Annotated in this window: 12 protein-coding genes, 1 pseudogene and 1 CRISPR repeat array; of the genes and pseudogenes, 6 read left to right on the top strand and 7 right to left on the bottom strand. The window is 40.6% G+C overall.

From position 1 onward, the window contains the following. Positions 1 to 66 precede the first annotated feature (66 nt). Together QUB80_RS13130 and mnmG are read right to left on the bottom strand one after the other, a co-directional pair. Positions 67 to 1347, bottom strand: coding sequence for a hypothetical protein (locus QUB80_RS13130; RefSeq protein ID WP_289789955.1), 1281 nt, complete (start codon positions 1345 to 1347; stop codon positions 67 to 69). A 222-nt stretch (positions 1348 to 1569) separates the two neighbouring features. After that, on the bottom strand, positions 1570 to 3507 hold the full coding sequence (mnmG, locus tag QUB80_RS13125; RefSeq protein WP_289789954.1) for a tRNA uridine-5-carboxymethylaminomethyl(34) synthesis enzyme MnmG: 1938 nt from the start codon (positions 3505 to 3507) through the stop codon (positions 1570 to 1572). Between the two features lie 355 nt (positions 3508 to 3862). On the opposite strand from mnmG, the gene QUB80_RS13120 reads away from it, so the two are divergent. The 3 genes from QUB80_RS13120 to QUB80_RS13110 all read left to right on the top strand — a co-directional run bounded on the left by QUB80_RS13120 (position 3863) and on the right by QUB80_RS13110 (position 6889). Next, positions 3863 to 4723 (top strand): D-alanyl-D-alanine carboxypeptidase family protein, encoded by an 861-nt coding sequence (locus QUB80_RS13120; RefSeq protein ID WP_289789953.1) that lies wholly within the window; start codon positions 3863 to 3865, stop codon positions 4721 to 4723. Between the two features lie 540 nt (positions 4724 to 5263). Next, positions 5264 to 6025: a M48 family metallopeptidase gene (locus QUB80_RS13115; RefSeq protein ID WP_289789952.1), complete on the top strand. Its 762-nt coding sequence runs from the start codon at positions 5264 to 5266 to the stop codon at positions 6023 to 6025. A gap of 9 nt (positions 6026 to 6034) precedes the next feature. Beyond that, complete coding sequence (locus tag QUB80_RS13110) at positions 6035 to 6889, top strand: DUF72 domain-containing protein (protein WP_289789951.1); 855 nt, start codon at positions 6035 to 6037, stop codon at positions 6887 to 6889. A 111-nt stretch (positions 6890 to 7000) separates the two neighbouring features. Here QUB80_RS13110 and QUB80_RS13105 read toward each other — a convergent pair whose 3' ends face one another. Next, positions 7001 to 7456: a CAAD domain-containing protein gene (locus QUB80_RS13105; protein ID WP_289789950.1), complete on the bottom strand. Its 456-nt coding sequence runs from the start codon at positions 7454 to 7456 to the stop codon at positions 7001 to 7003. 655 nt (positions 7457 to 8111) lie between these two features. Next, the gene (locus tag QUB80_RS13100; RefSeq protein WP_289789949.1) at positions 8112 to 8486 is read right to left on the bottom strand and encodes a response regulator; all 375 of its coding nucleotides are present in this window, start codon (positions 8484 to 8486) and stop codon (positions 8112 to 8114) included. Positions 8487 to 8772: 286 nt separating this feature from the next. On the opposite strand from QUB80_RS13100, the gene QUB80_RS13095 reads away from it, so the two are divergent. From QUB80_RS13095 to QUB80_RS35230, 3 genes and pseudogenes are all read left to right on the top strand, one after another. Continuing rightward, positions 8773 to 9207, top strand: a complete 435-nt coding sequence (locus QUB80_RS13095) for a response regulator (protein ID WP_289789948.1) — start codon at positions 8773 to 8775, stop codon at positions 9205 to 9207. Positions 9208 to 9302: 95 nt separating this feature from the next. Then, positions 9303 to 9482, top strand: coding sequence for a hypothetical protein (locus QUB80_RS13090; protein WP_289789947.1), 180 nt, complete (start codon positions 9303 to 9305; stop codon positions 9480 to 9482). Between the two features lie 204 nt (positions 9483 to 9686). After that, a pseudogene (locus QUB80_RS35230) lies at positions 9687 to 9845 on the top strand (AraC family transcriptional regulator); the annotation flags it as partial. A gap of 77 nt (positions 9846 to 9922) precedes the next feature. After that, positions 9923 to 11697: a CRISPR direct-repeat array (repeat unit 37 nt; unit sequence GTTTCAATCCCTAATAGGGAGTAAGAGAAATTTCAAC). A 212-nt stretch (positions 11698 to 11909) separates the two neighbouring features. Here the strand turns inward: QUB80_RS35230 and cas2 are convergent. The 3 genes from cas2 to cas4 form a co-directional block, all read right to left on the bottom strand. After that, positions 11910 to 12197 (bottom strand): CRISPR-associated endonuclease Cas2, encoded by a 288-nt coding sequence (gene cas2 / locus QUB80_RS13085; RefSeq protein WP_289789946.1) that lies wholly within the window; start codon positions 12195 to 12197, stop codon positions 11910 to 11912. Positions 12198 to 12346: 149 nt separating this feature from the next. Next, entirely contained in the window at positions 12347 to 13351 is a 1005-nt protein-coding gene (gene cas1d, locus QUB80_RS13080) for a type I-D CRISPR-associated endonuclease Cas1d (protein WP_289789945.1), read from the bottom strand. A gap of 54 nt (positions 13352 to 13405) precedes the next feature. Continuing rightward, entirely contained in the window at positions 13406 to 14029 is a 624-nt protein-coding gene (cas4, locus tag QUB80_RS13075; protein WP_289789944.1) for a CRISPR-associated protein Cas4, read from the bottom strand. Positions 14030 to 14154: the final 125 nt, after the last annotated feature.

Raw genomic sequence — 14154 nt, 5'->3', positions numbered from 1 at the left:
GGCTCGACTGACTTGTACTGAGCTTCATCGAAGTAGCGCTCGCCGAATGTCCTTCTGTCTTCTTTGTTAAAAACTCTGCCCTGCAAAAATTGATCGCACCTCACCGTTGCGGCGGATGATAGCTTCTCCGTTAGCGACATCTACAAGTGTCCAACCACTAGAGCCGATGCTTTCACCTATCTCAACCCGGCGAGTAATACCGCTCACTTTAAATAAAGCAGCAGATTTGTTTCCTAGTTCCAACAATCCCTCTAAAGTATGTGATGAACCAGCAGGAGAAGAAATGACAGATGCTGCCTCCGGTGCTGTAGCTGTAGGTAGCTTTGGAGGTGCTAACTTTGGTAAAGATGGTATTGCTGGTTGGGATGCTTGCTGCACAGGTATTGCTGCTGGGTTAACATCTACAGGTTTAAGCTTTGACTGTATACCTGCTAAAAGATCCGCAGGTTTGACTGGTTTATGCCCAGTATTCTCAGAGGAAGATTTAGCTGACTCAGCTGTGCTGGCAGTAGAGGGTAGTTGTGGTAAGGTGTTGGCAATGCCAGAAGTCGCTGAAGGCACGTAGCGCATCGGCAGGGGTGCTTGATAAACGGGAATGTATATTCGCTCTACAACGCTTGTCGAACGGTTAGGAATGGGAGATGTATTGTTACCAGTCAAGACGGGTGGCAGATTGTCAGTTGGTTTGACATATGGGAGGGTTGTACGATTACTTGTCATTCTTGAGATGAGTGTATTGGCAGATGAAAGATAGTTGCTTCCATCTTGCCTATCTATTGCAGCTAGTGCTTCTAATATGTAATTAGCAAAATCTGCTGCAACATCTTCTTTTGTATATATCGGTGGCTGCAATGGCGGCTGAGATATCTCTAAAGCTTGTCGGAAGGACTTTGATTCTAGACGGCTAAGTAGATTGGAGTTTGATATCCAGACAATGCCAGCGATCGCCAATCCAAAGGTTGCTAACAGTTGTAGCAATCTACTCCGGTAGTGTGATTGTTGCGGTTGTTGCCTGACTAATTTACCGGCACGAGAAGTATTTACCACAAACGTACTTAATTGATTGTTTTGAGATTGGGGAGCTGTTTGTGCCGTTTGGGTAGATGATTCTGGTAAGGCAATTTGCGGCATACTCACTGTTTGTGCATGAGTATATGGAGGAAGCTTCTTAGATGGATTTCCTTTTTGTAAAGGTAATTTCTTGCTACCATCTAGAATAGTATCTATCTCAGCAAAGAGATCGTCAATTAATCCATCAGCATAGGTTTCCATCGACCAAGGTTCGCTGGCGATTAATTCCTCAGCTGGTTCTGGAATAATCAAGTTAGTGCTGATTTCTGAAGACATAGCGATTTCCAGTTTTAGCTTTTTGGGGAGATTTATTACCCCTGTTTATGCAGATTTTGAATACAAAAATCTATAAACCCATCCCAGCGAGACGAGTTGATGATTTATCAGTATTTAAATTTTGACTAAGTATCTGGTCAGCTTTGATAATGTCTAAGTATGTACTTATGTCATCAATCATACCTGGATGTTCCAGATACTCCTTACTACTATACTCTTGCTTTATAAAGATTGTTTGATAGCTAAGGCTGGAAACTCATTATCTGACTTGGTTTTACGCAATTCTAAATAAATCAGCAGAGCATTGACGTCGGCTGGATTAACACCACCGATACGTGCTGCTTGACCGATGGTAAGCGGTTTTACCTTGGTGAGTTTTTCCCTCGCTTCTTTAGACAAAGTATCAATTGATGCATAATCTAAATCCGCAGGTAAGAGACGGTTTGCCTGACGAGCAATTTGTTCAATTTGGTTTTGCTGTCTGGCAAGATAGCCAGAATACTTAATGTCGATTTCTGCACCTTCTTTTTCAGCACGTTCGAGATCGGCATTTCCTAATCCGTGCGTTTCTAGGTTAATGTAATGGAATCCCGGACGCCGTAGTAAGTCGGCAAGGGTAATCGAGCCTTTAATGGCTTGTCCTGTGGCTTGAACGATCGCTTTACCAATTTGATCATGTTCTTTGATCCGTGTTCCATGTAGCCGTTCTTTTTCGGCTGCGATATTCGCCTGCTTGCGGATAAACAACTGCCAACGGCGATCGTCTATTAAGCCAATTTCCCGTCCTAAGGGTGTGAGGCGCTGATCGGCATTATCAGAACGCAGAAGTAAACGATATTCCGAGCGGCTTGTGAGCATTCGGTAAGGCTCCCGCAAATCTTTCGTACATAAATCGTCCACCAGCGTGCCGATATAACTTTCCTCCCGCGCAAACACGATCGGAGATTGTCCGCGCACAAACTGCACGGCGTTGACTCCCGCCACAATGCCTTGAGCGGCGGCTTCTTCGTAACCAGTTGTACCGTTAATTTGCCCGGCACAGAAAAGCCCTTCTATTTTCTTAGTCATCAGTGTGGGATAACACTGAGTTGCAGGCAAATAATCATACTCAACTGCGTATGCCGGACGCAACATCACACAATTTTCTAAACCAGGTAGAGTCCGCAACATTTGTAGTTGTAAGTTTTCTGGCAATCCTGTAGAAAACCCTTGAATGTAAAGCTCCGGTATATCTCTGCCTTCTGGTTCAATAAAAATTTGGTGGCTTTCTTTATCGGCAAAGCGCACAATCTTATCTTCAATACTAGGGCAATAACGGGGGCCTTTGGCTTCCACCCAACCACCATACACGGGAGATAGGTGTAGGTTTTCCCGAATCAGGCGATGGGTTTCGGCTGTAGTGCGCGTCATATGGCAGGGCATTTGTTCTCGCTCTACCCACACTTGGGGGTCAAAGCTAAACCACCGAACTTCTGTATCTCCTGGCTGAAGTTCCATTTTGCTATAGTCTACAGAGCGCTTGTCTACTCGTGCCGGAGTTCCAGTTTTTAGCCGCCCTGTTTCAAAGCCCAAACGATTGAGAGTTTGGGTTAAACCCTCAGCAGCAAATTCCCCAGCACGTCCCGCAGACATCGATTTGTTACCAACCCAAATCCGTCCTCCTAAAAATGTGCCAGTTGTCAGAATAACAGCTTTGCACTGGAACGCCACACCAAAGTAACTCTGAACACCAACGACTTCATCGTTAGCACCCAAGACTAAATCTGTAACCATGCCTTCACGAACCAGCAAATTTTCTTGATTCTCAATGATATTCTTCATTACTGCTGCGTATTCCCGCTTATCAGTCTGGGCGCGTAATGCCCAAACCGCAGGGCCTCTTGAAGAGTTGAGAATTCGCTTTTGCAGATAGGTGCGATCTGCCATTTTACCTATTTCCCCACCCAAAGCATCTACCTCATGGGTTAATTGAGACTTAGCGGGGCCACCTACTGCTGGGTTACAAGGTTGCCATGCAATTTTATCTAAGTTGAGTGTCAATAGCAAGGTACGACAACCAAGACGGGCGCTAGCCAGTGCTGCTTCACAACCAGAGTGACCTGCACCAACAACGATGATATCAAAGGCGTCTTGGAATTCAACGGAATTGTGCATGGTCATAACTAGGGAACGTCGAGCTTTTATATACTGTCAATTTTAACCGATCCAATGGTTTCCTTATTTTCTTTGTGTATGTTAAAAATGATATAAGTACTAAATTATTAATAGATATTAAAGCTTCAATTGAGGAGTCAGATACTCTAGTTCTCGTTACCGAATTTCAACTTGGTAACGAGGGTAAGTTGTAGGGTGTGTTAAAGCAACGCGTAATGCACCATAATCATGCGGTGCGTTAGGGCTGGTTCTCATTCTCTTAAACTCTCAAATCCTTGACATAGCCGGAACACACCCTACCGCTAATGGCTCCTATTTAATAAGTGTTGAAATTAAAATAAATTTATGATTGTAGGTAGTTGTGAAACTTATTTTGAAAAAAACTGTTTTTTATACTCTCATAGCTTTGATCGCTTTTACTTTAGTGGCGAGTACCGGTAATTCTCGTCAACTTTTGAGTAGAAATGACCAACAATTACAAGATTGTTTGATGGCTGGTTCTGTAGTAAAGAATAGACAGATCAGTAGATTTTGTACTAATTTCCCTAAATCAGATATTGCACCTAATTCCAATTTGAATTTATCGGAAAGTGAGCGTTTTCTAGCTGAAGTCAAGAATAAGCTGCTTACACTTCCACAATCGGGAAGCTATGAATATATTTTGCTGCGTGCTTATGGAGCAATATTTGTTAATCAAAATCCGGAAGTCAAACTACCAGAGAAAGTATTTTTTAATAACGAAAGTGAGACAAAAGCCTTTCAAGCTACTCTAACGTTGGGGAAAGTTAAAAATACTAATAAGTGTTATTTACAAAAGGTAGCAGCAGATGCTTTTAATCGGGCAAAAGCACAAGTTGAAATTCCTTTAAAATCTGGTTATGGCGCTGGTGATTGTGCTCGTACTTTTGGCACGAATCTAAAATTTTGGAGAAAATATGCCAACAATATAACTTTAGATAGAATTCGCCAAGGGAAAGAAACCAAAATTCTTTCTACTGTAGCTCCTCCTGGTGCATCCCAACACCTTTGGGGATTGGCAATTGATTTACGAGTATCAACGCTAATACAAAAACAGGCTTTATATCAAAATGGCTGGTTTCAAACTGTTGAAAATGACATACCCCACTGGACATATCTTGGTCAACCAGAGGAGAAATTGGCTGAGTTAGGGTTGCAAAATAAGATTGTGAGGGGAGTTAGCTACTGGGTAACACCACTCTAACCCAATTTAATTGGTTCTCTGACAGAAAGCTGGAAGTAAAAATTTGGGAACAAGCGATCGCCTACTCAATGTCTACTATATAGATAGCAGTAGCAAGGATAATTCTAAGTTACAATGATAGAAAATTTACGTATATTTTTTTACTTTCATTCAAGCAATTTCAACCCATGGAAAGAGGGGATTTTACTACCTCAACTATTTACCCTAAAACTAAAACTAAGGGTAATATAAAGAATATATAATTAGCATAGATAACTGATATAAGTGAAGCAAGAGAATAACTTAAAATCGTGAATTGAATTTCCCTTATTTCTAATTTTGTAATAAGAAATTTATAGTTGTTTATATTAATTAAATAGTTGTCAAAAGCTAAGAATTTGATAGAGTTAAAAAGTTTTTGGTACAATGAATAAGAATAGTAAATTGGCAAAAAATTAATATTTATTGTCTGTTCTTCGCATAAAAATAGCTTCCACATTGAATTTCAATTCAAAATAACGTTTTGTTGACTGACTTGTAAAATCCTTAATCTTGACTATCATGAATTCTCGTTTCCGTAAGACATTAAAAAAACCTCTTTCTTTAGCACTTGGATTAGGAACTGCTGTGAGTGTAGGGTTATCTGCTCCTATGCCAGCCAGTGCAATTCCATTTCAGGAGTTAATTGTTCCTGGGATTCGCTATTTTCAATTTTCCAATATGTCAACAAGGGACAAAGTTGCCTTGGGTAGCGATATACATAAGCAGGTAGAAAGGAATTATAGGCTTACTACTAACCAGACTGTTGATAGAATCGGACAACGACTAGTTAGAGCGAGTGATTGTTCTCAAATTCCTTTTAAATTTTATGTAGTTCAAGACTCAAGCATTAATGCTTTTGCTACTACAGGCGGCTATGTTTATGTCCACACTGGATTGATAAGAGCAGCAGATAATGAAGATCAGTTGGCATCAGTGATAGCTCACGAGATCGCCCACATTTGTAATGACGATGTAGTCAATAGACTCAGACAAACACAACTAGTTCAGGGTGCAGCCTCTCTTGCTGGCTTAAATCGTAGCCAATTGGCTGCTGTGGCTTATAAAGTTGCAGTAGATTTACCAAATAGCCGCGAAGCTGAATTTAGAGCTGATGCCAAAGGATTGCAATATTTAACGGCGGCTGGTTATGATCCTAATGCCATGCCTGCCTTCTTGAGGAAATTAGTTAGTCGTTCTTCTACACCGGCATTTTTGAGTACTCACCCCAATACACGAGAACGGATTGCTGTTTTAGAAAGGAAAATCGCCAGTCAACGGTAGTATATAACTGTGAATTTTTTTATTGGTTGCGCTGTTTGGGCATATAAAGGTTGGATGGGTGAGCTTTATCCTCAAAGTACTCGCCCAGCTGATTTTCTTCGGCTTTACAGTAGACGTTTTACTACAGTTGAAGGCAACACTACTTTCTACGCTGTGCCTAATCAGGAAACTGTAACCCGTTGGGCAACTGAAACACCTGCTGGTTTTGAATTTTGTTTAAAATTACCACGAGACATTACCCATCAAGGGTTGCTGCAACCGCATATTCCTGATGCTTTGAAATTTATAGAGGTGATGCGTCCTTTAGGTAAGCGGCTTGGGCCGATTTTTGCACAGTTACCTCCTAGTTATGCACCGACGTTAATAGAAGATCTTACTGCCTTTGTGGAAGCTTGGCCTCGTACAGAAATATCATTGGCACTAGAAGTTCGTCATCGAGACTGGTTTAAGGAACCCCATGCAAGTCAATTGACAATGCTATTAGAAAAGATAGGTGTGGGAAGAGTGTTACTGGATTCCCGCCCTATCTATACAGGAGACGACGATCCACAATTGCAATCGGAGCGACGTAAACCGAAGTTACCAGTGCAGTTTAGCGTTACAGCACCTTTTAGTTTGATTCGATTTATTTCCCATCCCGACTTAACAGTTAATCAACCTTTTATGGAGGAGTGGGTAACCCAGATTAAGCAGTGGTTACAACAGGGAACGCGTATTTATTTCTTTGTTCATTGTCCAATAGAAGAGCGATCGCCTAGTACAGCGCGTTACTTCCAACAATTATTAGAACAAAATGGCGTAGCAGTTCCACCCTTGCCCTGGGATAATTTAAATCATCCTCCCGATCAACTTAGTTTGTGGTAAGTAGTACTTAAGGTGGAATGATGGTGTGGTGAGGGCGATCGCTCGACTTCATTTGTAGAGTAATGGGCGTAGACGCTGCATCGGCTGATTGTCAAAAATCACTGATAAGTATTAGCTTAAAGTTTCTGATTCTTGTCTGCCCAAAATTTGCTTTTTAATCAAACGAATTTCTGCTGCTAATTCTTGCCGAGTGGAAGCTTTAAGAAGATAGCGGAAAGTAAACCAAATTGTATAACCAATTCCGACCATTTCCATAAATGGAGTAACCAGTGGAATATCATTCAAAGCATTCAGTAGTGCCAACACTATTCTAAGAGTAATAGCTGTAACTACAAGCAAAACAAAGCTAACTACTGGCAGCTTATATTCTTGAACAAACCTAGCTACTTTTTCGGGCAACTGTGCCAAAAATTCAGAAATTTTTCTGCCAATTTCCTGGAATTGTTCATCAGATTTAGTAGCAGATGGTAATTTTGCAATTTTTCCGGCTTCTGAAGCTTCTATTGCTTCGACACGGTTTTGTGAGGCAGGATTGACATATTGCTGTTGCTCTAAATCAGTTTCCATCGTTATCTCCTTTGTGTGCAATGACAAAAGTTGAATTTTTCACATAGCGCACAGCCCCTACTGTGCTAACTATTAAATAGTTTCATCTCGATGAGCAATAATGATGATTTTCGTGTTTTCATTGTGATACCTCAAAACTACTATATAAATCCGGTTTGATGACTGAAAAAATCAAGTATTTGTAGGGTGCGTTACGCTCCGCGCTCACACAACCTATGTTTTTTTCAAAAATCAAATATGAGTCCCTATATGCATTAGTTGATGAACTCTTTGGTTCTAATTACTAGAAGCATCGCAGTTAAGAAAATATCAATCATCTAGTATTTTAGGATTGCTTCTAAACGCTGGCTCTCAATGTTCGTGTCTTCATCATCAAGTAATCACCTCTGCTGAAGCGATCGCTATAATTTTAGGTATATTTTTAAAGTTAACATCATGATTTCTCCTTGATAGAGAAAATTTATTTACAAAATTATCAAGTCATTAATAATATTTCTGCATTTTTAGATGAACTGCTCATCACTCTCTTGGAATAGGTTTTGACTTTCTCAAGAGTGATAGCAGAAGTGTTGACAATTTGACTGTGATACTTTATGTACTATTCCCATTGGTATGAGGATATTTCCGAGGAACAAGATAGCAAGATTATCGATATTTATTCCCACCCTAGTGCCTCACTAATTTGCTCTGGTAGTTGCAATGGGCGGAATGGTTTAGCAAAAATAGCAGCAACCTGTAACTCAGTGAAGTTCTGTTGATCCGAATTTTGAACTTTAGCTGTGACTAAAATGACGGGGATTGTTTCAGTTGCTGGATTTGCCTTTAGTTGTTGCAGCGTAGTACGCCCATCCATATCAGGCATCATCATATCCAATAAAATTGCATCAGGTTGATATTTAACTGCTTGGTTTAACGCTTCCCTGCCGGAGCTGGCAGTTACAACATTCCAACCCGCAGCCATTTCTAGCCCTAGCTTGGCGATCGCCCGTACATCTTCTTCATCATCTACGATTAAAATATTTTTGCTCATAGTAGTAGTCTCGCCTGATAATTCGTCAATATTTATGATTTGTCTGCAATTTTAAGATGTGATCGGGGAGAACTAGGGGAAAAAGATTTTGGAACAAATATCTCACCGCTCCACTTGGAATATGTCTTTTGATATACTTTCCTGTTTCGCAGGGAATAAGACTAAAGCAAGAGAAATTTGATTTAATAATTAATTAAACTAAAGCGCCCGTTAGGTAGCTAGTTCGCAGCTAGCTACCTAGCAGACTTCCCCCTAATTGAGTAAGCAAATAGGAGACAGTATGATCATGTCAAGTGATCTTGATAATAATCATCTCAAGAATGATAGAGAAGATTTTCAGTCTTTGGATGGTTTGCGGATACTTGTAGTGGATGATGATGTTGATAACTGTATCTTATTTGCTTTTATTCTTGAAAGCTATGGTGTTCAAGTAATGACATCAGCATCAGCGATAGAAGCTCTAGAGCTGATAAAAGAATTTGAACCAAATCTTTTGATTTCTGATATTGCGATGCCAGAAGTTGACGGCTGCTCGTTCATTCGTAGACTCAGAACTCTTAATTCTCCTTTGGGGACAATTCCAGCTATTGCCATCACGGCGATGTGTACAGAAGAGGATCGCAACTTTGCTCTCAAATCTGGTTTTCAATCTTACCTGAGTAAGCCTGTAGAACCTACAGACTTAGCCACAGAAATAGTAAAAATTATTACAATCGCTTAATCTAATTTGATATAGAGTGTCCTCGCCTGAGTTGAAGTGCATCATGACTTAGTGGTAATTTTATTGATCAAAACTTGCACTTAGTTAGCCCCACAATGACACTCACCCTCAGCATATCTGACTTTGACGAACTGTACCAACAGGCTCCCAAACTCCAGGTTGAAAATCTCGTACTTGATGGTTTTGAGGAGCTTGAGAGAGTGCCGAAAATCTTGGGATGGGGCTACAATCGCATTATGAATCTATCGCTTGGGGTGTGGTTGGGTTTATTATGATTGGGAATTTCATTAGGATTTAATCGTGAAAATGCCCGCTCACGATCATCCGATTCAGTTCATGATTTTCCTATCAGGCGTGACTTATTTTGACGATGTTCATCCTCGTGTTATAGGAGGAACACATAGTTATTTTTCAGGTAGCGGTATTTGCCTGCCTGTTCTGGGAAACATCGCGCTGGAGATCGTTTAACTATTGTAAATGTGGATATTGAACCGCTACTGCTAGAATCGTTTTTTCTAGAGGATGGGCATTATAGTAACGAGCTTCAGAAACAACTCTATAAAGAACAAGACTGGAACCCCTCATTTTGCCCCATATTGACTCCAGCAATGCGATCGCTAGCGCAACAAATGTGGAACACACACTATCGCGGTGCTGCAAAGCGGATGTATCTTCAGGCGAAGGTGTTTGAAATAATAATGATTGAGATTTGGGAGTTTCAATCCCTAATAGGGAGTAAGAGAAATTTCAACTATTTGAGTTTGTTGGAGTCCTTGGTTTAGACTTTGTTTCAATCCCTAATAGGGAGTAAGAGAAATTTCAACTTTCAGCTGCTATGTAAGATTCAATTGAATTGGCGTTTCAATCCCTAATAGGGAGTAAGAGAAATTTCAACTGTCTATACTTCTTTGCTGCAACATACCTCTTATAGTTTCAATCCCTAATAGGGAGTAAGAGAAATTTCAACATCCACCATTAGATGTGGTTTTTGATAATGCTACGTTTCAATCCCTAATAGGGAGTAAGAGAAATTTCAACTTGTGTAAACTCCCAAATTTTACGCCTTTGAGTCGATGTTTCAATCCCTAATAGGGAGTAAGAGAAATTTCAACCTAAAATTTTTACTCAAGCACCCCCCCAAGGGGTGTTTCAATCCCTAATAGGGAGTAAGAGAAATTTCAACCCCAAAACTTGCCCAGTTGGCGATAATACCTGGGCAGAGTTTCAATCCCTAATAGGGAGTAAGAGAAATTTCAACCTAAATCATGGGAATATTGGCAAGAATCACAGTTTCAATCCCTAATAGGGAGTAAGAGAAATTTCAACCATAGGGACATGGACTTTGGATTGCCTAGAAATCGGCCTAGTTTCAATCCCTAATAGGGAGTAAGAGAAATTTCAACTTGGGCTAGGAAAGTGTCTATAGAATTGGCGACGTTTCAATCCCTAATAGGGAGTAAGAGAAATTTCAACCCCCATTTTGAATGCTGGCACGTCAAAAATCTGTTGTTTCAATCCCTAATAGGGAGTAAGAGAAATTTCAACAGTATCGCCAGGGTAAAGGCAACGACACTGAACGCGTTTCAATCCCTAATAGGGAGTAAGAGAAATTTCAACGAGGAATCTACGGATATCCACTCGGTCATGGCAAGTTTCAATCCCTAATAGGGAGTAAGAGAAATTTCAACTCTCCTCAGCAGTTTGTTCAAATAATCCCTCGTAGTTTCAATCCCTAATAGGGAGTAAGAGAAATTTCAACCGCTGGGAACTCTTCAGTAATCACTGGTGCCTTGTCCGTTTCAATCCCTAATAGGGAGTAAGAGAAATTTCAACTGCTTGATGCGACTAAATAGGACGCCTTGTCCATCGTTTCAATCCCTAATAGGGAGTAAGAGAAATTTCAACTAAACTAGTGGAATATTTATGGCTACCCCTTTAAGTTTCAATCCCTAATAGGGAGTAAGAGAAATTTCAACCACAAGATATTCACAGAATTAGAATAGAAAATAGGTTGTTTCAATCCCTAATAGGGAGTAAGAGAAATTTCAACTTACTTTTTAAGGAGTTAGTGAAAGTTCTAACATCTGGTTTCAATCCCTAATAGGGAGTAAGAGAAATTTCAACTCGAACAACACCAACCAATCCTCACTCTCAGCAGGAGGTTTCAATCCCTAATAGGGAGTAAGAGAAATTTCAACATGAGATAGATAATGAGGTCAGAAGAGAGATAGATCGTTTCAATCCCTAATAGGGAGTAAGAGAAATTTCAACCCCTGATTCCTGTATTTCTTGGCCCGTACAAAGAGGTTTCAATCCCTAATAGGGAGTAAGAGAAATTTCAACGGTATTCCCTAGCCCTGCATTGAAAGCATCTATGGCGGTTTCAATCCCTAATAGGGAGTAAGAGAAATTTCAACTAAATCCTTGAGGTTGATAGGGGTAGGTAGGTCAGGGTTTCAATCCCTAATAGGGAGTAAGAGAAATTTCAACGGCGGTAGCCCAAAAGTCAATCAATATTAGGTTTTCAAGGTTCCGAGGCGCGGATGGAGAAATCATAGCATAAGAATTTTGAATTGAGTAGGGTGTAAATGGCTGAAACCCAGTCTAGATAAGGAGCGCGGATGGTTTGGTAGCAAATATTCCTCTAAAACCTTGTGCAGTGAGACATTCAGCCATTTTTCCCTTAACTGATTTTCCAACACCTACCCATCCGCGCATTCGGCAAAGAAAATATTTTCATCGCGGGGTTGTTCACCACCGATACGTTCGACTTTACCAAAACAGCAGGCGCACATAAAGTAAAAGCGAATACTATCAGTATCAGGTTTAATTAACTTGTTGAGGCGCGATCGCAATTTTGCATATTGAGTATCATTAAGCTGGCACTCAAAGACGCTATACTGCACCCACTGCCCATACGACTTGAGAACTTTGTGGATTTTTGTGCGGCGCTTGTCTTCAGAAATATCGTAGGACACAACAATATTCATTAATATTTTTCACTTCACTACATCACTGTGGAAATAACTTGATTGGGTGTCGGGTGCAGTTACCAGTTATCAGTTATCAGTTTCCCTTCTCTGTTCCCTAGTCCCTATTTATCCCTTCTGCCTCCTGCCGTCAGCATAGCTGCCTTCTTCTACTTCAAAACCAACGGCGGATATTTCTCGGTTTCGCCCATCAAATATTTTGCTAGTAACCGCGCTTGCAGTTCAAACGCTTCTTGGTAAGTACATTTACGTCCTATTACCGGATGCTTGAATTCAGATTGCTTTTTCTGTGCGTATAAGCGCAAGAATGTTTTTCGTCCTTCTGGAGTGAGGGAAACGGCACCGCTTAATGGTTCTGTGACAAAATCTGTAGATGTCAAAAGCCCCTTATTTAATGCAGATAAAACCACTGCATCTACTACGAGGGGACGAAACTCTTCCATCACATCCAATGCCAATGATGGTCTACCATAGCGATCGCAGTGCAAGTATCCTAAATATGGATCAAAACCAACAATATTAACAGCACCTTGAACGTCATGCCGCAATAAGGAATAGCCAAAGCTGAGTAAGGAATTAACTGGATCAGTTGGTGGGCGACGGATGCGGCTGTTAAAAGTAAATTCTTTTGCGCGAATGAGTTGGTTGAAGCAGCCAAAATAAGCTGCACTACCCGTACCTTCTAAACCACGAAGTGAATTAATACTTTGAGTTGTGTCAATAGGTGCAATTGCTTGTTCTATACGCGTGACATTTTCTGATAAATCTAAATCTGAACATTCACGCTGACGGCGGATAAGGCTGTTTCGATAGTTTTTCAGTTTACCGCGTACAAATGCTTGAACTACGTGAATGGCTTGGACTGACTCACCAGCTGCTTGCCATTGTGCCTTACGTACAAAAATATTTTTAGTTACTTCTGGTTCTAATCGCCCCAAATAACGACCATTTTCTGTGAGAAAAGTCAGAGGGATGTGGCGCTCAAGTAGTTCAGAAATTGTCGCAGGTGAAATCGTAGCACGTCCTAAAACTACAACACCATCTACTTTAATTAACGGCACATCTAAAATTGTCTTTTTATCAAATTTGACGTTGAGACGTTCATCAATTTTACCGATAAAAGCATCTTCTTGAGTAATGTAAACTGTACCCATAATTGCAACAAAATCAGTTATCAGTTAACAGTTATCAGTTATCAAAATTTCAAATTAGCTGGCTTCTTGATAGCGCCCTAGTTTCTCACCAGCTTGGGGCAAACATGATGAGTAAAGACTGCATCCGTCACAGCGTTTGGTTTTGACAGGTTTTGGCATCGCACCTGTAAATAGCAGTGTTTGAACGGCTTCGATGGTAGCGATCGCGCTTTGACGCAGTTCATCAGTAATTTCGACTAACTGGCGTTGGTGCGAGTGTGCGTAGTAGATATAGCCACTGCTAACACTTTGCCCTGTCATTTCTTCCAAACACAACGCTTGAGCGCAGACTTGTAGTTCATCGTTATCCCATTCGCCTTTTCGTCCCCGTTTATATTCAACTGGATACCATTCGTCCTTTTCGGCTTCGATTAAATCCGCTTTCCCAATGAGTTTGTATTGTTCAGATTTCAGCCAAATTGCCCTTATTTGCCAAATTTCTTCTCGATTTCCTTCTCCAACTGTGTGGACGCGATCGTGTAAACTCGTACCTTCAATCGTGTATTGGTTATGAATAAATTCTCCTGCACAAAACATTCGCCAACAGCGGTGCGGGCAATAGGTATATTGGTTTAATGCTGCAATAGGAATGTAGTCAGCTAAGGATACTGAAGAGACTGAAGTTATTTGATTTTTCATTGCGTACCTAAGATTTTATTGCGAAGTGAAGTAAGCATATTGCTGATTTGTGTGATGAGAGATAAAAAACAAGTTACAGCCAGCAAAATATTCACCGTTCCTCATATTCTTTATCTACGTTCTTG

Origin of the sequence: Chlorogloeopsis sp. ULAP01 (assembly GCF_030381805.1) — a bacterium.
Lineage (GTDB): Bacteria > Cyanobacteriota > Cyanobacteriia > Cyanobacteriales > Nostocaceae > Chlorogloeopsis.
The sequence above is the reverse complement of the archived record's forward strand: the minus strand, read 5'-3'. Positions and strand labels throughout refer to the sequence as shown.